Genomic DNA, 22,429 nt, shown 5'->3' with positions numbered 1-22,429 from the left:
TATCTCATGTTTTTATCGTTTAAAGAATAAATAAGAGGATATGTAATCGCTCTTATTTATCTTATTAATGAGTTTAGCTAAAAAGATGAATAATGACAGGAAATATAAATGGGGCAATTAATGATGTGATGACACCACAAGTCATTAGTGCCAGTGAGCTATACGCCCCTTCAATATAATTGACCTCAGCACAACGTGCAGTACCGAGTGCATGAGAAGCGGTTCCCATTGCTAATCCCCTTGATGCATGTGTACGAACCCGCAAGACATCGAATAAACTATGACCAAACATTGCACCGAGTATCCCAACAAAAAGTACGCAGGCGGCACTAATAGCAGGTATTCCACCAATAGAATCTGCGACAGCCATGGCGATTGGAGTAGTAACCGACTTGGGTAGGATAGATGCCGCAATATCAGGTGTTGCTCCAAGCCATAATGCAATCGCGGCACCCGTAAACATAGCGACAAGGCTACCTGCAAAACAAATACTAAATAGTGATTTCCATTGTGCGCGAATTTGATGCATTTGCTCATAGAGCGGGAACGCTAATGCTACTACCGCAGGCTGCAATAAATCATTCAAAAGCTTACTACCTGCAAAATAATGCTCATAAGAAGTATTGGTAACAATAAGCAATGGAATAATAACCGCAATAGTAATGAGCAAAGGATTAAGCACAGGTAATTTGCATTTAATCGAAAGCAGACGAGCAAGATAAAACACCACAATAGTGAGCGGCAGTGACCACCAAATATGCTCTAACATTATTCATTCCCCTTAGTTTTATCATTATCGATAACAGAAGACAGGGTCTCTTCAGGGGGGAGTGAAACTTCGTCAGGTTTTACGCCAACAACTGGGCGTTCTTTATGAACATAGTTAGAACTGATGGCAACGACAATCATCACAATGAGTGTGCTTGCTAAGCATGAAATTAAAATGGGGATCATTTGTTGGCTTAAAAGATCATAGTAATTCATGATCCCAACCCCAATAGGAACGAAAAGTATTGTCATATTTTTTAATAGGATACTACAGCCTGGTTGTGCCCAATGTGCGGGAACAATCTGGAATGCCAGTAATATAAACAGAATTAACATACCAACAATACTGCCGGGAATAGCGAATGGAAGAAGTGTAGAAATTAGGTTTCCGACAATAAGACAGAGGTAAAGAATTGCGAAAGCTCGCAAGTATTGCCATCCAGTTATCATCACCTGTTTAAATGACATGAGACTTGTCCTGTTACTCTATATTCATTCATCATACAATTAACTTTGTAATTGTGCTAGGGATCACAAAAAAAAGCTGTAAAAAAAAACGGAGAACTGAATACTCATCATACTTCAAGTTGCTTTGGTTATAGTTAATTTTCAGATTTCTGAGTCACATAGCATTTCTATGCACCTTGGAATATCTTCGCTTACTATTCACATACAACTTAAACTATTTAGAGTATCGTTTCTCCGCTTTTCACTTAGTTATTAACGCATGCCCAATTGGGTTTCGTTATTTATTTTACTTGCATACCCGGCTGAGCACCGTTATCAGGGCTAAGTAGGTAGATATCGTTATCGCCAGGACCTGCTGCCATCACCATGCCTTCAGAAATACCGAAGCGCATTTTACGTGGAGCAAGGTTTGCAACCATGACGGTTAAGCGACCTTCTAACAGCTTAGGATCAGGGTAAGCAGAACGAATGCCTGAGAACACTTGGCGCGTTTCTCCACCAATATCAAGCAATAATTTTAGCAGCTTATCAGAGCCTTCAACAAAATCAGCTTGCTTAATTAATGCAATACGTAAGTCAATTTTTGCAAAATCATCAAAGGTGATTGTCTCTTGAATCGGGTCGTCAGCAAGTGGGCCTGTCAGTGTTGAGATGGGCTTAATGCTCTCTTTTGAGGCTTCAACCATCGCTTCCACTTTAGACATTTCAATGCGATTAAATAACGCTTTGAACGGCGCTACATGGCTGTCTAATAACGGTGAGTTGATAGAATCCCAAGTCAATTCAACATTCAAGAAAGCTTCAACGCGTTTAGTTAGACCTGGCAGAACGGGTTTTAAATAGGTCATTAATACACGGAACAGGTTAATGCCCATAGAGCAAATATCCTGTAGTTCTTGGTCTTTACCTTCTTGTTTTGCGACCACCCAAGGTGCTTTCTCATCAATATAGCGGTTAGCAATATCAGCTAATGCCATGATTTCACGAATAGCTTTGCCGTAATCACGGTTAGTATAATCATCACCAATGGTTTGTGCAGCATCAATAAATTGTTGATACAGCTCAGGTTCAGATAATTTGGCGGATAACTTGCCATCAAAACGTTTTGTAATAAAGCCAGCATTACGTGAGGCTAGATTGACGACTTTGTTGACGATATCGCTGTTTACGCGCTGAATAAAATCTTCTAAATTTAAATCGATATCATCAATGCGTGAAGAAAGCTTAGCGGCATAATAATAACGCAGGCAATCAGCATCGAGATGATCCAAATAGGAGCGAGCAGTAATAAATGTACCGCGCGATTTAGACATTTTAGCGCCATTAACCGTGACATATCCGTGAACAAATATATTGGTTGGTTTACGGTAATTACTGCCTTCAAGCATGGCAGGCCAGAATAAACTGTGGAAATAAACAATATCTTTACCGATAAAATGATAAAGATCTGTTTTTGAATCTTTCTGCCAAAACTCATCAAAGCTTAAGTCGCCACGTTTATCACATAAGTTTTTAAATGAACCCATGTAACCGATTGGCGCATCTAGCCATACATAGAAGTATTTACCCGGCGCATCTGGAATTTCAAAACCAAAATAAGGCGCATCACGGGTGATATCCCATTGCTGTAAGCCAGACTCAAACCATTCTTGCATTTTATTAGCGACTTGCTCTTGTAGGGCACCAGAGCGAGTCCATGCTTGTAGCATGTCGCTAAATGCAGGCAAATCAAAGAAAAAGTGTTCAGTATCACGCATAACAGGTGTCGCACCCGAAACCACAGAGCGCGGGTTGATAAGCTCTGTTGGGCTGTAGGTTGCGCCGCAGACTTCACAGTTATCGCCGTATTGATCTTCTGACTTACATTTTGGGCAAGTACCTTTGACGAAACGATCTGGCAGGAACATGCCTTTTTCTGGGTCATACAGTTGAGAAATTGTACGGTTTTTAATAAAACCATTATTTTTCAACTGTGTATAAATATGTTCCGCTAACGTTTTATTTTCTTCACTGTGAGTCGAGTGATAGTTATCGTAACTAATGGCGAAATCAGCAAAATCGTTCTGATGCTCTTGGCTCATTTCGGCAATCATATCTTCTGGGGAAACACCCAGTTGTTGAGCTTTAAGCATGATTGGTGTTCCGTGCGCATCATCAGCACAGATGAAATGAACCTCTTTGCCGCGCATTCGCTGATAACGGACCCAAATATCAGCCTGAATGTGCTCCAGAATATGACCGAGATGGATTGAACCGTTAGCATAGGGTAACGCACAGGTTACCAGTAGTTTATTCGCGACTTGAGACATAGTAACTTTCTTACTTCCATTATTATAAGGGTCTTTGATGTTAACTCATCAAAACTGATGTCGCTAGGGTAATACAATATTAATCGGTAATTATTGTGAAAAAGAAAAGAAATTTTTTACACTTAGTGGTTTTTAGTTAGCTTGGCGGTCACTATTTTTTATGTTCTCTGTTATGATTAATCATAGTAAAAGTAATAGAGTTAAAAAGTAGTTTAAAATAGTTTAAAAATATAAAATAAAGGAGCAGGGATGAGCGATAAATCTCCCGAGCAGAACAAACCAGAACTGCTGACTGAACAAGTCTCCACTGTTTTGGCTTCATTTACACACCCAACACTACAGCGTAATCTGATTTCAATCAAAGCGTTACACCACTGTGCTATGTTGGACAATGTGCTGCATGTCGAATTAGTTATGCCATTCGTTTGGAAAGGGCCATTTAAAGCACTAATCAGCGAAAAAACGGCAGAATTGAAACAGCTTACTGGTGCTCACGCCGTTGAGTGGAAGCTTCGCCATGATATCACTACCCTAAAACGTGCGAACGATTTAGCCGGCATTAAGGGCGTTCGTAATATTTTAGCGGTAAGTTCTGGTAAAGGTGGTGTGGGGAAATCCAGCACTTCCGTTAACTTGGCATTAGCGCTCGCTCAAGAAGGTGCTAAAGTTGGTATTCTGGATGCTGATATTTATGGTCCATCAATTCCAAATATGTTAGGTACCACGCTTGAACGTCCATCATCACCTGATGGCCAACATATGGCACCAATTATGGCATATGGCATCGCCACTAACTCGATTGGTTATTTAGTCACTGACGATAACGCGATGGTATGGCGTGGCCCGATGGCGAGCAAAGCATTAATGCAAATGTTGCAAGATACTTTATGGCCTGATTTAGACTATTTAGTTATCGATATGCCTCCGGGTACTGGTGATATTCAGCTAACACTTTCTCAAAATATTCCTGTAACGGGCGCTATTGTTGTGACCACTCCGCAAGATATTGCACTAGTGGATGCGATGAAAGGGATTGTCATGTTTAAAAAAGTCAATGTGCCAGTACTTGGCGTTGTCGAAAACATGAGCGCACATATTTGCAGTAACTGTGGGCATGTTGAGCCTATTTTCGGGACTGGCGGTGCTGAAAAACTCGCAGAGAAATACAATACTAAATTGTTAGGGCAAGTTCCTTTGCATATCTCTTTGCGTGAAGATCTTGACCGTGGACAACCAACAGTAATGCGTGATCCTGAAGGTGAGTTTGCGGATATATATCGTGAAATTGCTTCTGGTATTTCTGCATTAATGTATTGGGAAGGGGATAAAATCCCGACTGAGATCTCTTTTCGTGCAGTTTAAATAAATAGTTTAAATGTATAGAGATTGGTAGAGGCTATTTCAGATAGCCTCTTTTATTATTGATGTCATTTTTCTTCTTGTTTTACCTCTTTTCTGATTTATTTCTCGATTGTTTCTTTATTTCCCGATGATGGGTAGAATGTGCCTATGAACTTATTTATAGATGCTTGTATCAATAAATATTGATAACAAATTTTATTCCTATGGCGAATGCCTAAAAGGTGATTATGAAATTTTTAATTTTTATTGTCGTGTTAGTGCTGATTGTTATTTATTTTTATAATCGCATTGTTGCATTACGTGAAGCTGTTGTTTCGAGCGAGACAGAGATCTCCGTCCAATTAGATCGCCGCGGAAAAGTTTTTGATAGCTTGTTGGCAACAGTTAAAAAGTATTTGAGTCACGAAACTGAGGTTTTCAGCAAAATTACAGAGCTGAGAACACAGGCACAAAACGCAACGGGTGATACCGCTCGCGAAGCTGAAAATGCGTTGTCAAAAATGGTGACAAGTGGTGCGATTAATGTGGCGGTAGAAGCTTATCCTGAGCTTAAATCAGACGCTATTATGGCCAATTTACAAGAAGAGATTATCTCTTCTGAAAATAAATTGTCATTTGCTAAACGTGGTTATAATCGCGCGTTAGAAACGTATAATGCGTATATTGCGTCTATGCCAGCCGCCATTATTGTTGGCATAATTCCTAGTTTAAAAATCTCTAAAGAATACTGGCGTCTTGATGAAGAAACGATTAAAACGGAAGAGTCTCGCCGTATTAATTTCGACTAACTAAATGCCTCATCTAAATGACGAAAAATAATTAGCAATACAGGTTAAAATCGAGATGCATTTTTGCATCTCGATAGTAAATGTCTTCAGATGACAGGATTGTTTATGGATTTTAGAAACGTTATACGTAAAAACAACATTCGTACACGATTAGTCGTTGTGAGTTATATATTGTTGATGCTGATTATTGGATTGCTTGCTGATTCGGCAACACATCCTGATGAGCGCATTGACCTATTAGATAATATGTTAGCGTTTATCACTTTCCAACAACTGCCTATGGCGACTTTTATTATTTTAGCATTGACCTTTCTTGGGCTTATTTATATTCATTTTAGAGGTCATAAAATGATGTTGGCAGGTATGGATACCAAAGAAATTACCTTAGAAAATGCTAGTACACCTGAAGAAAAACAGCTAATTAACATTTTAGAAGAGCTAAGTTTAAGTGCAACATTAGGTTATATACCGCGGTTGTATATCTTAGAAAGTGATGAACCTAATGCATTTGCTGCGGGTTGGAATTCAAAAAATGGTCTCGTTGGTGTCACTCGTGGTCTTTTACAATCGTTAAATCGCCAAGAAGTTCAAGCGGTAATGGCCCATGAAGTCGGGCATATTATTCATGGTGATTCTAAGCTCACTTTATATGTGGGAATACTGGCGAACGTGATATTAACTATTACCAATATCTTTAGTCAGATTTTTATTCGTAGTGCAGGGCGTAGTCGCAATAATGCGGCAAATAAAGCGCAAATTATTTTACTGGTGCTTAATTTTATTTTGCCTTGGATAACTCAAATTCTTTATTTTTATTTATCGCGTACGCGTGAGTATATGGCGGATGCCGCTGCGGTTGATTTAACGTCAGATAACCAAGCCATGATAAGTGCTTTAAAGAAAATATCGGGTAAGCATCAATCTAATGAATATGAGCATTCCAGTACAGGGCAAGCTTATCGTAAAGCTGCCTATATTTTTAATAAAGGCGATTCGGTTTTTTCAACCCATCCCTCAATTGAAAATCGAATTGCTGCTTTAGAAGGTCGTAAACAGTTTTAAATTGAAGTATTTTACCTCGCAAATGGGCTATTTATCAAATTAGGCGCGTTTTTTATCGGTCTTTGTTCACTGATGCTGGAACAGCGCGCCATTACCTCCTATAATTCCGCAAACCATAACACTTTACTGTTATGCATTTCATTTTAGAATTATTTAACCAGGTTACCATTTTATGACTGACATAGCGCATCAATGTACCATTGTAGGTATATCAGGAGCCTCTGCATCGGGCAAAAGCCTTATCGCAAGTACCTTATATCGGGAGTTAAGAGAACAAGTTGGCGATCATAATATCGGTGTTATTCCAGAAGACTGTTACTATAAAGATCAAACAAATATTCCAATGGAAGAACGCCTTAAAGTGAATTATGACCATCCCAACTCGATGGATCACAGTCTGCTCTATGAACACCTCAAACTACTCAAAAGTGGTCAATCCGTCGAAATCCCTCAATATGACTATGTCGCTCACACCCGCAAAGCCAAAACGCTCAGTTTTAGACCTAAAAAAGTGATTATTATTGAAGGCATTTTGTTATTAACGGATAAACGCCTGCGTGAGGAAATGGATTTTTCGATATTTGTCGATACTCCGCTTGATATTTGCTTGATGCGCCGTATAAAACGTGATGTAAATGAAAGAGGCAGAACATTGGACTCCGTCATTGATCAATATAATAGAACTGTTCGTCCTATGTTTTTGCAATTTATTGAACCGTCTAAACAATACGCCGATATTATTGTTCCACGAGGTGGTAAAAACCGTGTGGCGATTGACGTCTTGAAAGCTAAAATTGGTGAGTTTTGTAAAGATTAATGACGTTAGGTTAATCAACTGACAGTTTTAATGGCGATGAAACTGTCTTTGATTTAAAAGCCTATATTGGCATAAACGTGAATATAGGCATAAATAATGAAGGGGAAAACAATTATGCGTCTTTGTGACCGCGATATTATTCAGTGGATGGACGAAGGTCGGTTAGAGATAAGCCCACGCCCACCGATTGAACGGATCAGTGGTGCGACTGCAGATGTACGTCTTGGAAATCAATTTCGTGTTTTTCGAGGACACACTGCGGCATTTATTGATCTTAGTGGCCCAAAAGATGAAGTTAATGCTGCCTTAGAACGTGTAATGAGTGATGAAATCGTACTTAAAAACGATGAAGCATTTTTTCTCCATCCAGGAGAGTTAGCGCTGGCCGTTACCCTTGAGTCTGTTACGTTGCCTGATAATCTAGTAGGTTGGTTAGATGGTCGTTCATCATTAGCCCGACTAGGCTTGATGGTGCATGTAACTGCACACCGTATCGATCCCGGCTGGCGTGGTCAAATTGTGCTAGAATTTTATAATTCAGGTAAATTGCCGTTGGCGTTACGCCCAGGTATGGTTATTGGCGCTCTTAGTTTTGAACCATTGTCAGGCAGTGCTGATCGTCCTTATAATAGTCGGCAAGATGCTAAGTATAAAAACCAACAAGGTGCTGTTGGTAGTCGCATTAGTGAAGACTGATTAAGTCGGCTACGGTGGAAATTATCTCTTGTAATGGATATTAGAGAGATGATTTTTACTTATTTTCAAGGATAAATATGGTGTGAGCCTAATTTAATGGCAAAGCAGGCATAATAGTTTAGGAGAGGGATGAATGAAACGCTTTTTAACGACATTAATTATTTTACTTGTGGTCGTGGTAGCGGGTTTAACAACGCTAGTTATGTTAGTAAATCCGAATGATTTTAGGCATTATCTTGTCGAGCAAGTAGAGAAAAAAAGTGGTTATCAGCTTGAATTTAAAGGTGATATGCGTTGGCATGTTTGGCCGACATTAAGTATTATCACCGGTCCTATTTCTATCACCGCCCCAGAGGCAACTCAACCTATTCTTAGTGCAGATAATATGCGCTTAGATGTTGAATTATGGCCGTTAATTTCCCATCGTTTATCTGTTGAACAAATTGTTTTAGATGGTGCGGTTATCCGTAAAACGCCTGAAAGCGAATCACAAATTAAGCTTAACTCTCCAGTTCCGCCTGAGGGTAGTCATGTAGATGTTGATTCGACAGATAAAAGTAAATGGTTGTTAGACATCGAAAAAATAGATATCTCTAATAGCTTAGTGATTTGGCAAACTAAAAAAGATGAATATAACCTACGTAATATCAATTTATCATTGAAAAAAAGTGATGATAAGATAGTGACCGTTAAATTCAGTGGAAACCTGAATAAAAACCAACAAGAACTGAGTTTTGATACCCAAGCTGACATTGACCTGTCTAAATTTAACCAGCAAATCAGTGGACAACTGACCCAATTTGATTATCAATTTAGTGGTGTTGATTTACCTCAGGCTGGTATAACAGGGCAGATAACAACCGATTTTCTGTATGTTAAATCAGATTCAGGAACTGCAAGTCTTGATAATTTAATGATTAAGGCTAATGAAAGTGAATTAAAAGGTAATATCAGTATTCATTTAACGGAGATTCCTGCGATTATCATTAAGCTATCATCCGATAGTTTAAATGTAGATAGTTTATTAGGCATGCCGCATTCATCAGCGACCTCGCCAGCAGCAGCCGTAGATAATTCTGCAAGAGTGGGAGTGAAACCCGTTATATCGGGTTCGAATGCACAAAAATATGATTTGTCGGGTCTAAAGTCATTTACAGCAGATATTGATTTAACAGTGGGCAATCTTATTTATCGGGGTATGTCTGTCACTGATGTGAAGTTTAGTGCACAAAATCAAACACCACGCTTTACGATTTCAACATTAGAAGGTAAAGCGTTCGGTGGGCAATTTTCTTTACCCGTTACATTCAATTACAGCGCTATTCCTGCTCAAGTATCGGCAAAACCTGATTTCAAAAATATCAATTTAACGCCGCTATTACAGGCGTTTAAAATGCCTGAAAAACTTAGTGGTATTATTTCGCTCAAAGCCTCGTTATCCGGTGTCGGTTATGATGATTATGCAGTTAAAAATCTTTGGCAAGGGCCGCTCAATTTTGAATTAACCAATGCCAAACTTGCTGGGTTAAATATCCCACAACTTATTCAGCAATCTATTTCTCGGGTAACCAATAAGATTAATGCTCCTGTTAATACGGGTAATTATACTGAGGTCGATTTATTCACGGTCTCAGGTCGTTTGAATAAAGGCGATATGAATATATCATCTTTACGTGCTACATCTTCGCTTGTGAACATTAGTGGGCAAGGGCGTGTTAATGTGCCTAAAGAAACTATTGATGTAAATTTAGGCGTGAATATTGCGGGTGGTTGGGGCGGTGATTCACGCCTTGTCCAGCAACTCCAAGCCATGACTGTTCCTTTACGTATTTATGGTAGTTGGCATAGTTTGCAATATCAGCTAGATGTGGAAAAACTGTTACGTAATGAATTACGAACACAGGCCAAAGAAGCATTGGGTAATTGGCTTAAAAAAGAAGAAAAACAAGGGCTGAATAATTTATTAAATGCGTTATAAAAATAGATTAAATGATTCAGTAAAACTCCGGTTAAGGCCGGAGTTTTACTGTTACGGCGCTATTTTAATAAAAAATTGCAATATGAGTAATTTATTAAATGATATAATAAACTTAGTCTTACCTGATTTAAAGGTAAGACTTATTGTTTTTAAGTTTGATAATATAAATTAATTTTTATTTATTTTTATATAACTCTATATGTTTTTGAATATTATTATTTAACTCATTCAGTTGGTTATTTAAATTAGATATATGGTTTCTTTTTAGATCAAGTTTAATCAACTGAGGACAATTCTGACGAATCTCTTCGATAATTTTTTGAATATTGACATTTATTTTTTTAAGTTTTTCATCATTATTGGTTTTATTTATAGTACCCATTTGAGGGTATGGTATTGATTGATTTTTTATATTCGTAGTAGAGCTTACTACGTTTGAATTCTGAAAGCTTGATGGCTGGTTAGCCATATTAGTTAAGTCAGTGTTTAATGATGTTTGTAATGATTTTCTATCTATAGCATTCATGATGGTTTCTCGTGTATAAGCCTGCTGAATGGTATGGATTATTTAATATAATCGACTTTGTTTCTTTTAAAAAACGCCACTGCATTAATTTATTGAGCTTTGTCTCGATGAGATTAGGATTTTAGGCAAAAAAATACCGACCATATAGGTCGGTATCAGTAAAAATAGAGCTAATTAGTCATCTTCATATTCATAACCATCTCCTACTGGCGCAGGAGGGGTGATCAATACTTTATTGACTCGATGGCTATTTACTTCTAACGGCTGGAAAATACAGCCATTGATAGTAACTTGTTCGCCAACTTGTGGAACACGTTGTAGATGTTCCATTAGTAGCCCTGCAATAGTCTCGTATTCACGTTTATCATCCAGCTCCATTGGAATAAACATAATCAAGTCTTCCAGTGGCATAAAACCATTGGCTATCCAAGTGCCATCATCGAGTTTTTGAATATCGTGGCGTGAGTCATTCTCTTCTTCGCCAACAGGCAAGTTACCGGCGATAGTTTCCATCACGTCAGTTAATGTCACGATACCTTCTATAGAACCAAACTCATCTACCACAAAAGCAAAGTGGGTATGGGCCTTACGGAATTGTTCTAATGCTTTTAACAGTGATAGCCCTTCAGGGAAGATTAGCGGCTGTGTGATCAATTCGCGTAAATTTAATGGTTGACCGCTTAGTTGTTGTTTTACTAAATCAAGAATATAAACAATACCAACAGGTTCATCACTGATTGTTTCATCGACGACGACAAAACGAGAGTGCGGATTTTTTTCCATCAACTGTAATAATTCACTTGATGGCTTATTGATATCTAAATAATCCACATCATGACGAGAGGTCATAATGCTTTCGACGTTGCGCTGAGCCATACCTAATACACGGGCAATCATCAAACGTTCTTGTGGGTCAAAAACAGATTGGTTATCCGCGATTAAATTAGAGGTATGAGGGTCAAGGTCAGCTCTTTCATGCTTACCACTTAATATACGTAAAACCGCTTCGGCGGTACGCTCACGCAGTGGGCGAGCACCTTTAAGAAACTTACGACGGTTAAACTGTGCGAATTGATTTAGCATCTCAATCATGATAGAGAAACCAATCGCAGCGTATAGATAGCCTTTCGGAATAGCGTAGCCAAATCCTTCTGCCACTAAGCTAAAACCAATCATCAGCAAGAAGCTGAGACAGAGAATAACGATAGTTGGGTGCTGATTAACAAAACTCGTCAACGGTTTACTTGCCCAGATCATCAGTGCCATAGCAATGGTTACGGCGGCGATCATGACACCAATATGGTCAACCATACCGACGGCAGTTATCACAGAATCTAGGGAGAATACGGCATCAAGGACGATGATTTGTGCAACCACCGCCCAGAAATTCGATGTTTTTCGTTGGGCACTCGCGTGTTCGTCTTTACCCTCGAGCCGTTCATTTAGTTCCATTGTGGCTTTAAACAATAGGAATAATCCCCCGATTAACATAATGAGATCGCGGGCGCTAAAAGGGTGCTCGAATAGGGTAACTATGGGCTTGGTTAGCGTTATTAACCATGACAGGCTAAACAGGAGAACCACTCGCATTACTAGCGCAAGCATTAATCCAGTTACACGGGCTCTGTCACGTAGCTTTGGCGGGAGTTTATCTGCCAAAATGGCTATGAAGACGAGGTTATCAATACCAAGAACGATTTCTAGAACGATAAGGGTTGCGAGACCAGCCCAAATCGAAGGATCTGCGATCCATTCCATACAGTTTGTTTTACCTTCTATGATAACGGCTTATGCCGACAGGTGAATAATGCGGTTTGTTTTATTAAATTTCAATACAAATTCATCTAAGTTGGATGATTCTGGAAAAAAATTATTAGTTAGAGCTTATCAATAGCAGCAATAGTTATTATTGACCCAATAACAGTGCATCAATCACTACCAAGGAGCACAATCCTGAGTTAACATGTGATCAGGTTAACAGAATGTCAGCACAATAGAGGCTGACTTGATCCAAATCAGACGGGAGTTTTTCATGTCAAAGCAGCAGATTGGTGTTGTCGGAATGGCTGTCATGGGGCGCAACCTAGCGCTGAATATTGAAAGCCGCGGTTACTCTGTTTCTATCTTTAATCGTTCTAAAGATAAAACAGATGAAGTTATTGCCGAAAATCCAGGGAAAAAATTAGTTCCCAACTATACTATCGAAGAGTTTGTTGACTCTCTGGAAAAACCACGCCGCATCTTGTTGATGGTTAAAGCTGGCGAAGCGACGGATAAAACAATTGCTGCGCTAACGCCTCATTTGGACAAAGGTGACATCTTAATTGATGGTGGTAATACTTTATATAAAGATACCATTCGTCGTAATCGTGAGCTATCAGCGCAAGGTTTTAACTTCATCGGTACTGGTGTTTCAGGTGGTGAAGAAGGTGCATTGAAAGGCCCTTCAATTATGCCTGGTGGCCAAAAAGAAGCTTATGAGCTTGTTGCCCCAATTTTAAAACAAATTGCCGCTAAAGCAGAAGGCGAGCCTTGTGTTGCTTATATGGGTCCAGATGGTGCTGGTCATTATGTGAAAATGGTTCACAACGGTATTGAATATGGCGACATGCAATTAATTGCAGAAGCGTATTCACTGCTAAAAGGCGCTTTAAAATTAAACAATGAAGAGCTAGCAACGACTTTCTCTGAATGGAATAACGGAGAATTAAGTAGCTATCTTATTGAAATTACCGCTGATATCTTCAAGAAAAAAGATGAAGATGGTATTTACCTTGTTGACGTTATCTTAGATGAAGCGGCAAATAAAGGTACCGGTAAGTGGACTAGCCAAAGTTCTCTTGATTTAGGTATTCCTGTTACCCTAATTACTGAATCTGTGTTTGCTCGTTATATTTCTTTCTTGAAAGACCAACGTGTTGCTGCATCTAAAGTATTAACCGGACCAGTATTAAAAGCGGTTGAAGGCGATAAAAAAGAATTTATCGAAAAAGTACGTCGTGCATTGTACTTAGGTAAAATCGTTTCTTATGCTCAGGGTTTCCAGCAATTAAAAGCAGCTTCAGATGAATATAATTGGGATCTGAACTACGGTGAAATTGCTAAAATCTTCCGTGCAGGTTGTATTATCCGTGCTCAATTCCTACAAAAAATCACAGATGCATACAATGATAATGGCAAAATTGCCAATCTACTGTTAGCACCTTACTTCAAACAAATTGCTGATGAATATCAACAAGCTCTACGTGATGTTGTTTGTTACGGCATTCAAAATGGTATTCCAACGCCGACATTCTCAGCGGCTATCTCCTATTATGATAGCTACCGTTCAGCAGTATTGCCTGCGAACTTGATCCAAGCTCAGCGTGACTATTTTGGTGCTCATACTTATAAACGTACTGATAAAGAAGGTGTTTTCCATACTGAGTGGATGGAATAATTTATTATAGCTTGTAAGTTATGACGTCAGTCAATAGGCGCTATTTATTAGCGCCTATTTGCTATTCAAGTTTAGTTACTCTTAAATAAGTCACTTCACGTTAGGCTTTTTTGCATATAATTAAATTAGAGTATTAGACCAGTACCCTGATAGCATCCTTATTTATTATCCGCTATTTATTATTCTTATCGCCATCATGGCTATTCTCAATATGACATAAATATATTGAGCGTTAATCCAATAGATTCACAACTTTAGAACTGTTTATATGCGTAAATTTTTGGTTTTGTTACTCCTTTTAGTTTTACTCGGCCCGTTAGGGATTGATTTATATTTGCCTACCATACCTGATATTGCAAAGGACTTAGGGAGTAGTGAGTCGGTAATTCAGTCGACTATTGCTTTGTTTATATTAGTACTTGGGGTTGGGCAATTAGTTTCAGGACCGTTGGTTGACCGATATGGGCGTAAACCTGTCGCGATAGCGGGAATTATTATTTATATTATTGGTGCTTTGGTTGCTATATCAGCAACAACTTCAACGATATTTATCGTTTCACGTTTATTACAAGGGATTGCGGTTTGTTGCACTTCTGTGGTGGCTTTCAGTTGTGTCCGTGACCGTATGAATGGCACAGCAGCGGCACGAGCATTTGGTTTTTTGAATGGCACATTAAATATTGTTCCGGCTTTAGCGCCATTGCTTGGTGGGTTACTCGCTGAAGCTTGGGGTTGGCGGGCACCATTTTGGTTCCTTGCTCTGTATGCTATTTTGATTTTAATTTTAGTTATTCGATTTTTACCTGAAACACGACCCGCTAGCTTGCAAAGTGTGAAGAAAATCCAACTTAAAAATTATATTCGCATTATATCTAGCCATCATTTTCTGATTTTTGCATTAGTAAATGCTGGAACTATGGGTATGGCATTAACGTATGTTTCTCTCGCTCCAAGCGTTTTAATGGGGGATGCGAAATTAAGCCCATTAGCTTTTTCTATTGTTTTTGGGATTAATGGATTTTGGATCATGTTTGTCAGCTATATTGCTAACTACTTTATTCATAAGATAGGACGACCAACCTGTTTATTAATCGGTAGTTCAATGATGGCTTTGGGAAGTTTAGGATTATTGTTAGGTTTTATGCTGCTGCCTATCGATGTGCAAAATCATTGGCTTGTTTATATGCTTCCCGTTATTTGTGCTTGCAGTGGATTGGCATTCATGATGGGAACGGCAACTAGCTACGCATTAGAGCCTTTTGGTAATGAAGCAGGAACCGCGTCGGCATTGGTCGGCTTTGTTCAAATGGCGGGTGGTGCCACATTGGGGCTTCTTGCTATTTCGTTGCCTATTTCCCCTAAATTATCTTTAGCGTTAGTTATGTTAATGGGTTGTATATTTGGATTAATTGCACGAAAAACGAGCTTAGGATTGGCGGTTACAGTGCAGAAATAAATTTATTTCAGTAATTTAGATCATTGGCTATAGGCCAACTTTTCTCTCCCTTTTATTGGTGGAATATACAATGAAAGGGAGAATATATAATTTAACATTTAGAGAAAAATAACGATATAATCCAAATTTAAGTGAATACTGTATTTCTGTTTCAATAAAATTAATGTATTTCTATATAATTAAAAGCTTCATTTCATATAAAATAGCGATTATAAAACTTATATTAGAATAATCTAATTAAGCTGGATTAATGTTGTTTTTAATTGTTAAATTAGCCCTATATTATGCTTTTCTTGATTTTTGTATATTTATTTTAAAATTAAAAAAATATTTAAAATAAGCATGGGTATTTAAGGTAATATTTTAATTTTTAGCGGTTTAATTTTTAATGAAAATATTTTTTTGTTTTTTTTAATGCTAACTTTAATAAGTGAGCGTGGAATCACAGTAATTGTTTATTATTTAATACTAGAATGCGGTTAATCTTTAGGAGGGGTCTATGCTCAAACATTTTGCTCCATTTTTAAAAGCCAGTTTTATATTTTTGCTATCTTTAGATAGTAAAAGCAGGGCTTTTTTGAGCAAAATTTGTTGGTTTGTCCCTATTACTTCTTTAGAAAAAGATGAGACGGATACTCACCAACAATCCGATAGTGATATTTCGGTTAATTGGTCTCAATTATGGCATAGCGCACAAAAACTTTATGTTTCTATTTGTTCTAGTTCACCTGAAAAAATCGAAAATAAAGGTCGTAATAAGCCATCTATTTCTTTGCATACCCGTAAAATTTACGAGTTATTATTTCTATTTCTGGCTTCAAGTTTACGTCAATTAATGACCTGTCGTCATACAAGTGGTGCACCTGGTGATATTCGTCAATCAGGGTTAATACCTTTAAAAGCACAATGCGCGTTTTCGCCATTGTGCTTTTTTTATTCTCTGAATTAAATTTTTTAAGGAGTTGTTATGTTTATAGTTTGTGTCGCAGCATGTCCCACCGGTGTCGCTCATACTTATATGGCTGCGGAGTCTCTTGATATCACAGGGAAAAAGCGTGGGCATGAGATTAAAGTTGAAACTCAAGGAAGTATGGGCGTTGAAAATGAAATCACCAGTGACGATTTGGCTCGCGCAGATGCGGTTATCCTTGCAGCGGATGTCGCCATTATTAATAGAGAGCGTTTTGATGGCATGATCAAACTTGAGTGCAGTGTTGCCGACCCTATCAAATTTGGTGAGGCAATTTTTGATGCGTTAGAGCAGGAGATGAGTGATGGTGAAGTTTAAAGGCGGCTCGCAGCCGGGCGTGGGAACTGAGATCAAAAATGCCATCATGACAGGAGTATCATGGATGCTGCCATTTGTGATTGCTGGCGCTGTCATTATGGGGATCTCTCGTATTGGTGCTTCAATGTATGGCATTGATAATATTTGGGATTCAAGCCATGCGGAGGCAACAAACTATATTATTCAAATGTTGCATAAATTTGATGGTTTTGGCGGATTAGCACTGTCTTTGATGTTGCCGATTGTTGCGGGCTATATTAGTTTTGCAATAGCCAATAAGCCCGGCTTAGCGCCTGGCATGGTCGGTGGATTATTGGCGAGTAATTTAGGCACAGGTTTTCTTGGTGCACTTGCCGCAGGTTTTATTGCAGGGTACATAGTTCGCTTTTTAGCGAAATATACTAAGTTACCAAAATCACTAGCTTCCGCCGGCCCAATATTCATTTTACCAGTGGGTGGAACATTATTAACCTGTATTGTGATGGCTTTTGTAATAGGCGCACCTCTAGCGGCTCTTAATCATGGAATGGAAAATTGGTTATTATCCATGTCTGGTTCGAATAAAGTTATTTTGGCTGCGGTTATTGGTGCGATGGTTGGTTTTGATCTTGGTGGCCCGGTAAATAAAGCGGCGGTTACAACTGCAATGGCGCTTTTGGCATCTGAAATTTATGAACCAAATACAGCGGCACAAGTTGCAATTATTATCCCACCGATTGGTATTGGGTTAGCAACACTAATATGGGCAAAACGTTTTCCTGAATCCTTACGTGAAGCGGGTAAAGCCTCTACACTAATGGGTTTGATTGGTGTTTCTGAGGGGGCGATTCCATTTGCGTTAGCAAATCCTAGGATCATTATTATTAATATTATTGGTGCTGCGACTGGAGCCGCAATGGCTGTTGGACTTGGCGCAATGAACCATGCTCCAATTTCCGGCTTTTATGGTTGGTTAGCAGTAGATAAATGGCCAATTTATATTTTATCCGTAGCGGTGGGCTCAGCCATTATTACGATTGGCTCATTATTAATTTTTCGTGGGAATGAACCTATTAATGCTAAAGGAGTAGAAGCTGCGCCTAAATTTAAAGTAGGACGCTAATCGTATTTCTATTTATTAACTTAAATAAGTTTTAATCAGCGTTTATAACGCCATGGACTCGTTCATTCTGAAAATAGATTATTTAAAGGTTATATAATGAAAACCGTACATTTAATTCAACATACACACTGGGATAGAGAATGGTATTTTACCGAAAATGATTCCAAAATTATTCTTTATTATTTTATGAATGATTTAATGGATCGCTTAGAGCAAGATACAACTCTTGGACCATTTATTCTAGATGGACAAACTGTGGTATTGGAGGATTATTTAAAAGTTGCCCCCAAGCAATGTGACCGTTTAAAGCAATTAATAAAACAAGGTCGAATTTTAATTGGTCCTTGGTATACACAAACGGACTTTTTGGTAGTGGGTGCGGAGTCTATTGCAAGAAATTTATTATTAGGTAAAGCAGATTGTGAAACTTGGGGTAGTTATATGCCTGTGGGCTATGTCCCTGATTCATTTGGGCAAAGTGCGCAACTTCCAATGTTTTTACAACAGTTCGATATTAAATATGCAGTGATTTGGCGTGGCTGGTGTGAACGTGACGTTGCGAGTAGTGAGTTTATTTGGCGTGCAGATTCAGGGGATTCGGTAACAACGGCGGTGCTTCCGTGGGGATATGGCTGCGCTAAGTGGTTGCCTGATAATACGGAAAAAGCCTCAACAGTATTACCTGCAATTTTAGAAAAACAGGCGCGTTTTGCACATTCAGAACAAATTTTATTGCCGAATGGAAATGATCAATCTCCTTTTGAATATGCTGTGCCTGCAATGCTCAATAAATTGAATGAGCAGCAAAAGGATTATCATTTTGTTAAAAGTAGTTTTAGTGATTTTTTCACCGCATTACAGGAAAGTGGCCAACAATTACCTGAATTTAGTGGTGAGTTATTGAGTCCGAAATATATGCGTGTTCATCGGGGCATTTTTTCCACGCGTATGGATATTAAGTTACTCAATGCCAAATTAGAGCAATTTGTGAGTCAGCAACTTGAGCCATTACTTTCGATTAATTGGCGGTTAGGTCTACCTTATCCACAAAGTGCGGTGGAAAATATTTGGCGTGATGCCATGCAGTCTCATGCTCATGACAGTATTGGTGGATGTAATTCTGATAGGGTCAATAGTATGGTTAAAGCACGACTAACCAATGGGTTAGAAAGTGCAAATCAACTACTCTCTCTCAACATGAAAATGTTAGCGGGAGGGATAGAGGCAACTCAAAAAGGCAAAAAAATTATTGTCTTTAATTCACTACCTCATCAACGTGATGCGCAAATTAGTATCACGCTATATACGCCAGAAGCTGATTTTTGTATTAAAGATGACCAAGGTAAAACTTGTCGTTGGCAGCTAATTAAAGAACAGCCTCAAGATATGTCGTTGATTGTTCAAGAGTTAGCAAATAGTACAACCACAACATGGTATCGCAAGTGTGACGTATTGCTTGAAGCGACTGATTTGCCATCTTGTGGTTACCGTACATTTTATCTTCATGAAGGTGAGCCGGCTAACTTTGAATTTCCGCTACAGATAAAAAATGAGAATACACTTGAAAATCAATGGTTAAAAATTGAAATAAATGATGGTCAATTGAGACTAATCGATAAACGAAATCAACAGCATTATTCAAATATTTTACGTTTAGTTGATGGTGGGGATGCCGGAGATAACTACAATTATTCTCCACCTGTAGATGATTGGCTGGTGAGTAGCGATGGACACCTACAACAATTTGAGTGTATTCGAGCGCCATTAATTGATGCTTTTATTTTGGACTGGCATATCCCGGCCCCGCTCGATGCGAAAGCTCGTCAGCAGCACCAGCTCAATGCGTATTTAGATATCTCAATGAAAATTTCGTTACCTCACGATAAACCTTGGTTAGATATTGAAATTACAGTCAACAATACAATTCAAGACCATCGTTTACAAATTGAGATACCGACAGAGATTCAGCAAGCATTTCATTTTGCAGATCAACCATTTGGCTTAATTAAACGAGAAAATCAGCCAACAAGCTTAGCGTATTGGCAAGAAGAAAACTGGACAGAGGCACCGACATCTCTTTGGCCAATGCAAAGTCTTGTTATGCAACATAATGATAATCATGGCATATGTCTTGTGACGGAAGGTTTGAGAGAGTATCAAATCCCTGAATCTCGCCAAGATATGATTGCATTGACGTTATTGCGTAGCGTTGGTTGGTTAGGGCAGGCTAACCTGACTTGGCGGCCTGGTCGTGCTTCTGGCATGGTCTTGCCATCTCCTGATTCACAAATATTTGGCATTCATCATTTTCATTTTGCGGTATTACCAATGCATCAAGGCCAGCATCCTGATTTCTGGCGAGATGTTGAACATTGGCGCACGCCTGCATTTGGCTATTTAGATTCAGGTTGGTCGCAATTTAAAATGAATCCACATGACCTTGTTTTTCCTGAAAGTTATAGCCTTTTAACTTGGGACTGTGGCTTACATTTTAGTACGCTTAAAAAAGCCCAAAATGTAGATGCACTAGTATTACGCGGTTGGAATCCAAGTATCGAACCGTTGTTATATGAGCCGCCTAAATCTGACATTAAAATTCAGCAAGTGACTTTGGCTGAAACGGAATGCGTCAACGCAGGTAAAGCAGCACCTTGTGCCCCTGTGTCATGGTTAATGAGTTAATAATTAAAGGTATCATTTATGCAAACACTTTCTTTTTGCTGCCAGCTACCGAATGGTATTCATGCAAGGCCTGCCAGCGCATTGGAGCAAAAAACAGTGAGTTTTCAATCTGAAATAACGCTGTTTAATAAAACCAAAGCGCGCCAAGGAAATGCTAAAAGCGTTTTGGCGTTAGTGGGTACAGATGTTGCGCTTGGTGATGAATGTTATTTTCAAATTGAAGGACGTGATGAAAATATGGCTTATGAAAGGCTAAAAGTCTTTATTGAGCAAGAGTTTCTTCACTGTGATGTGCCTCTGGCTCAAGAGGCAAGAACAGAGCAACAAATATTGCCTATTTTTCTTAGCCGATCAATATCTAAAATAGTACGCGGGAATGGCGTTAGCCAAGGGCTGGCAAAAGGGCAATCACGACTGATAAAGGTACCTGAGCTGCGCAGTTTAGGGCAAGAGCAGCCTGAAAGTTCACGCATTCAACAGTATGAAGAACTGAAAAAAGCATTACTGTTGGCGAGAGAACAATTACGTCAAGATATTCAGAAGGTTGCGGGTGAAGTTGCCAATATACTCGAAGCGCAAAGCCAATTGCTTGATGATGAAGATGTTGAGGCTTGTTTACTTGAGCAAGATCAGGCTCGTAATTCAATGTCTGCATTAGCGATGGCCATTGATGAGTTAAGTTTACCATTTCGTGAAAGCAGTAATGAATATTTGCGCCAACGCGAGTTAGATATTAAAGATTTAGGGCTGCGGATCGCGATTCATCTTAGTGTAGCGCCGATATTACAGTTACCAGAATTAGATAACGATACGATTGTTGTGTGCCAAGGATTATTAACCCCAGGACAATTACTGACTTTAAAAGGCAATAGTACTAATTTACAAGGTATTGTGATGGCGGAAGGTGCAGAAACATCGCATACGGTAATTTTAGCGCGTACTTATTCAATTCCACTGTTATCTGCAAGTACTGCGGTTATTGACCAAATTAAAAATAACCAAACTTTGTTGTTAGATACCCGTTTCAATGCGTTAATTATTGAACCAGACAAGTATGCAGAAGATTGGTTAACACTGGAAAAAGCGAAATTAGCACGTTTAACATTATCAAATAAACACGTTGATTCTAATTATCCGGTATTAACTTCTGAATTAGTTTTGTTAGATAGTACAGTGGCGAGTAAAGATGAGGCTATCAAATTACTAACGGATAATTTAGAGGTAAATCATCGTACAGATTCAGGTACAGATGTTGAACACGCTATTTGGCAACGTGAAGAGGTTTTCAGTACGGCGTTAGGTTTTTCTATTGCGATCCCGCATTGTAAATCACTCGCGGTTAAGCACAGCAGTATTTCCGTTATGCGGTTATTAGAGGATTTATCTTGGGGGGATAATGTTGATGTTAGATTAATTATTATGTTAACCATTAATGAGAATGAAGAAAATCAACATATGCGAATTTTTTCGGTTCTTGCTCGTAAGTTAATGCATGAATCTTTTCGTGAAAAAATAATGAGTGCAAAAAATCCTAATGCAATCGTTGAACTATTAAAATATGAATTAGGATTATAAAAAAACATTTAAATTAAATATTATTGTTTGATTTAGAAAATTAATAATATTAGTCCGTAATGTAAATTCTTTAAATTTAAAGGATAGGGATAACTTTGCTTAAAATTGCACTG

The 22,429-nt window shown here is 38.6% G+C and carries 18 protein-coding genes; 13 read left to right on the top strand and 5 right to left on the bottom strand.

Annotation, left to right across the window (positions count from 1 at the left end; all coding sequences use genetic code 11):
* Positions 1-73: 73 nt before the first annotated feature.
* The 3 genes from ACTH6U_RS07555 to metG all read right to left on the bottom strand — a co-directional run bounded on the left by ACTH6U_RS07555 (position 74) and on the right by metG (position 3,545).
* Positions 74-769: a CidB/LrgB family autolysis modulator gene (locus ACTH6U_RS07555; RefSeq protein WP_294101292.1), complete on the bottom strand. Its 696-nt coding sequence runs from the start codon at positions 767-769 to the stop codon at positions 74-76.
* Positions 769-1,236 carry a CidA/LrgA family protein gene (locus ACTH6U_RS07550; RefSeq protein ID WP_294101289.1) on the bottom strand — a complete coding sequence of 156 codons (468 nt, stop codon included), beginning with the start codon at positions 1,234-1,236 and terminating at the stop codon, positions 769-771. Before ACTH6U_RS07550 ends, ACTH6U_RS07555 begins: the two co-directional genes overlap by 1 nt.
* 281 nt (positions 1,237-1,517) lie before the next feature.
* Complete coding sequence (gene metG / locus ACTH6U_RS07545) at positions 1,518-3,545, bottom strand: methionine--tRNA ligase (RefSeq protein ID WP_441831930.1); 2,028 nt, start codon at positions 3,543-3,545, stop codon at positions 1,518-1,520.
* 249 nt (positions 3,546-3,794) lie between these two features.
* Here metG and apbC point away from each other — a divergent pair, with 249 nt between their 5' ends.
* The 6 genes from apbC (at position 3,795) to asmA (ending at position 10,248) form a co-directional block, all read left to right on the top strand.
* The gene (gene apbC, locus ACTH6U_RS07540) at positions 3,795-4,907 is read left to right on the top strand and encodes an iron-sulfur cluster carrier protein ApbC (RefSeq protein WP_294101284.1); all 1,113 of its coding nucleotides are present in this window, start codon (positions 3,795-3,797) and stop codon (positions 4,905-4,907) included.
* A gap of 227 nt (positions 4,908-5,134) precedes the next feature.
* On the top strand, positions 5,135-5,695 hold the full coding sequence (locus tag ACTH6U_RS07535) for a LemA family protein (RefSeq protein ID WP_294101282.1): 561 nt from the start codon (positions 5,135-5,137) through the stop codon (positions 5,693-5,695).
* A 105-nt stretch (positions 5,696-5,800) separates the two neighbouring features.
* Positions 5,801-6,757 (top strand): zinc metalloprotease HtpX, encoded by a 957-nt coding sequence (gene htpX, locus ACTH6U_RS07530; RefSeq protein ID WP_441831929.1) that lies wholly within the window; start codon positions 5,801-5,803, stop codon positions 6,755-6,757.
* Between the two features lie 172 nt (positions 6,758-6,929).
* Positions 6,930-7,574: a uridine kinase gene (udk, locus tag ACTH6U_RS07525; RefSeq protein ID WP_294101276.1), complete on the top strand. Its 645-nt coding sequence runs from the start codon at positions 6,930-6,932 to the stop codon at positions 7,572-7,574.
* Positions 7,575-7,688: 114 nt separating this feature from the next.
* Positions 7,689-8,270, top strand: a complete 582-nt coding sequence (gene dcd, locus ACTH6U_RS07520) for a dCTP deaminase (protein WP_336428562.1) — start codon at positions 7,689-7,691, stop codon at positions 8,268-8,270.
* Between the two features lie 133 nt (positions 8,271-8,403).
* Positions 8,404-10,248, top strand: a complete 1,845-nt coding sequence (asmA, locus tag ACTH6U_RS07515; RefSeq protein WP_434720083.1) for an outer membrane assembly protein AsmA — start codon at positions 8,404-8,406, stop codon at positions 10,246-10,248.
* Positions 10,249-10,423: 175 nt separating this feature from the next.
* On the opposite strand, the gene ACTH6U_RS07510 is transcribed toward asmA, so the two are convergent.
* Positions 10,424-10,774 carry a hypothetical protein gene (locus tag ACTH6U_RS07510; RefSeq protein ID WP_441831928.1) on the bottom strand — a complete coding sequence of 117 codons (351 nt, stop codon included), beginning with the start codon at positions 10,772-10,774 and terminating at the stop codon, positions 10,424-10,426.
* 174 nt (positions 10,775-10,948) lie between these two features.
* On the bottom strand, positions 10,949-12,532 hold the full coding sequence (locus ACTH6U_RS07505; RefSeq protein WP_294101269.1) for a TerC family protein: 1,584 nt from the start codon (positions 12,530-12,532) through the stop codon (positions 10,949-10,951).
* A 274-nt stretch (positions 12,533-12,806) separates the two neighbouring features.
* Here ACTH6U_RS07505 and gndA point away from each other — a divergent pair, with 274 nt between their 5' ends.
* The 7 genes from gndA to ACTH6U_RS07470 all read left to right on the top strand — a co-directional run bounded on the left by gndA (position 12,807) and on the right by ACTH6U_RS07470 (position 22,316).
* Positions 12,807-14,213, top strand: coding sequence for an NADP-dependent phosphogluconate dehydrogenase (gene gndA / locus ACTH6U_RS07500; RefSeq protein WP_294101266.1), 1,407 nt, complete (start codon positions 12,807-12,809; stop codon positions 14,211-14,213).
* A gap of 268 nt (positions 14,214-14,481) precedes the next feature.
* Complete coding sequence (locus ACTH6U_RS07495; protein WP_294101264.1) at positions 14,482-15,669, top strand: multidrug effflux MFS transporter; 1,188 nt, start codon at positions 14,482-14,484, stop codon at positions 15,667-15,669.
* Between the two features lie 499 nt (positions 15,670-16,168).
* Positions 16,169-16,618, top strand: a complete 450-nt coding sequence (locus ACTH6U_RS07490; RefSeq protein ID WP_294101262.1) for a hypothetical protein — start codon at positions 16,169-16,171, stop codon at positions 16,616-16,618.
* 18 nt (positions 16,619-16,636) lie between these two features.
* Positions 16,637-16,957: a PTS fructose transporter subunit IIB gene (locus tag ACTH6U_RS07485; RefSeq protein ID WP_294101260.1), complete on the top strand. Its 321-nt coding sequence runs from the start codon at positions 16,637-16,639 to the stop codon at positions 16,955-16,957.
* Positions 16,944-18,059 carry a PTS fructose transporter subunit IIC gene (locus ACTH6U_RS07480; protein WP_294101257.1) on the top strand — a complete coding sequence of 372 codons (1,116 nt, stop codon included), beginning with the start codon at positions 16,944-16,946 and terminating at the stop codon, positions 18,057-18,059. Before ACTH6U_RS07485 ends, ACTH6U_RS07480 begins: the two co-directional genes overlap by 14 nt.
* 96 nt (positions 18,060-18,155) lie before the next feature.
* Positions 18,156-20,741 (top strand): glycoside hydrolase family 38 C-terminal domain-containing protein, encoded by a 2,586-nt coding sequence (locus ACTH6U_RS07475; protein WP_441831927.1) that lies wholly within the window; start codon positions 18,156-18,158, stop codon positions 20,739-20,741.
* Positions 20,742-20,759: 18 nt separating this feature from the next.
* Positions 20,760-22,316 (top strand): HPr family phosphocarrier protein, encoded by a 1,557-nt coding sequence (locus ACTH6U_RS07470; RefSeq protein WP_441831926.1) that lies wholly within the window; start codon positions 20,760-20,762, stop codon positions 22,314-22,316.
* Positions 22,317-22,429 lie beyond the last annotated feature (113 nt).

The organism is Providencia sp. (assembly GCF_052096715.1).
GTDB lineage: Bacteria > Pseudomonadota > Gammaproteobacteria > Enterobacterales > Enterobacteriaceae > Providencia.
Note: the sequence above shows the minus strand (reverse complement) of the source record. Positions and strands in the feature narration are given on the sequence as shown.

What these genes read in the sequence shown, in the direction of transcription:
- ACTH6U_RS07555 (WP_294101292.1), bottom strand. Translation starts at nt 769, where the DNA reads ATGTTAGAGCATATTTGGTGGTCACTGCCGCTCACTATTGTGGTGTTT.
- ACTH6U_RS07550 (WP_294101289.1), bottom strand. Translation starts at nt 1,236, where the DNA reads ATGTCATTTAAACAGGTGATGATAACTGGATGGCAATACTTGCGAGCT.
- metG (WP_441831930.1), bottom strand. Translation starts at nt 3,545, where the DNA reads ATGTCTCAAGTCGCGAATAAACTACTGGTAACCTGTGCGTTACCCTAT.
- apbC (WP_294101284.1), top strand. Translation starts at nt 3,795, where the DNA reads ATGAGCGATAAATCTCCCGAGCAGAACAAACCAGAACTGCTGACTGAA.
- ACTH6U_RS07535 (WP_294101282.1), top strand. Translation starts at nt 5,135, where the DNA reads ATGAAATTTTTAATTTTTATTGTCGTGTTAGTGCTGATTGTTATTTAT.
- htpX (WP_441831929.1), top strand. Translation starts at nt 5,801, where the DNA reads ATGGATTTTAGAAACGTTATACGTAAAAACAACATTCGTACACGATTA.
- udk (WP_294101276.1), top strand. Translation starts at nt 6,930, where the DNA reads ATGACTGACATAGCGCATCAATGTACCATTGTAGGTATATCAGGAGCC.
- dcd (WP_336428562.1), top strand. Translation starts at nt 7,689, where the DNA reads ATGCGTCTTTGTGACCGCGATATTATTCAGTGGATGGACGAAGGTCGG.
- asmA (WP_434720083.1), top strand. Translation starts at nt 8,404, where the DNA reads ATGAAACGCTTTTTAACGACATTAATTATTTTACTTGTGGTCGTGGTA.
- ACTH6U_RS07510 (WP_441831928.1), bottom strand. Translation starts at nt 10,774, where the DNA reads ATGAATGCTATAGATAGAAAATCATTACAAACATCATTAAACACTGAC.
- ACTH6U_RS07505 (WP_294101269.1), bottom strand. Translation starts at nt 12,532, where the DNA reads ATGGAATGGATCGCAGATCCTTCGATTTGGGCTGGTCTCGCAACCCTT.
- gndA (WP_294101266.1), top strand. Translation starts at nt 12,807, where the DNA reads ATGTCAAAGCAGCAGATTGGTGTTGTCGGAATGGCTGTCATGGGGCGC.
- ACTH6U_RS07495 (WP_294101264.1), top strand. Translation starts at nt 14,482, where the DNA reads ATGCGTAAATTTTTGGTTTTGTTACTCCTTTTAGTTTTACTCGGCCCG.
- ACTH6U_RS07490 (WP_294101262.1), top strand. Translation starts at nt 16,169, where the DNA reads ATGCTCAAACATTTTGCTCCATTTTTAAAAGCCAGTTTTATATTTTTG.
- ACTH6U_RS07485 (WP_294101260.1), top strand. Translation starts at nt 16,637, where the DNA reads ATGTTTATAGTTTGTGTCGCAGCATGTCCCACCGGTGTCGCTCATACT.
- ACTH6U_RS07480 (WP_294101257.1), top strand. Translation starts at nt 16,944, where the DNA reads ATGGTGAAGTTTAAAGGCGGCTCGCAGCCGGGCGTGGGAACTGAGATC.
- ACTH6U_RS07475 (WP_441831927.1), top strand. Translation starts at nt 18,156, where the DNA reads ATGAAAACCGTACATTTAATTCAACATACACACTGGGATAGAGAATGG.
- ACTH6U_RS07470 (WP_441831926.1), top strand. Translation starts at nt 20,760, where the DNA reads ATGCAAACACTTTCTTTTTGCTGCCAGCTACCGAATGGTATTCATGCA.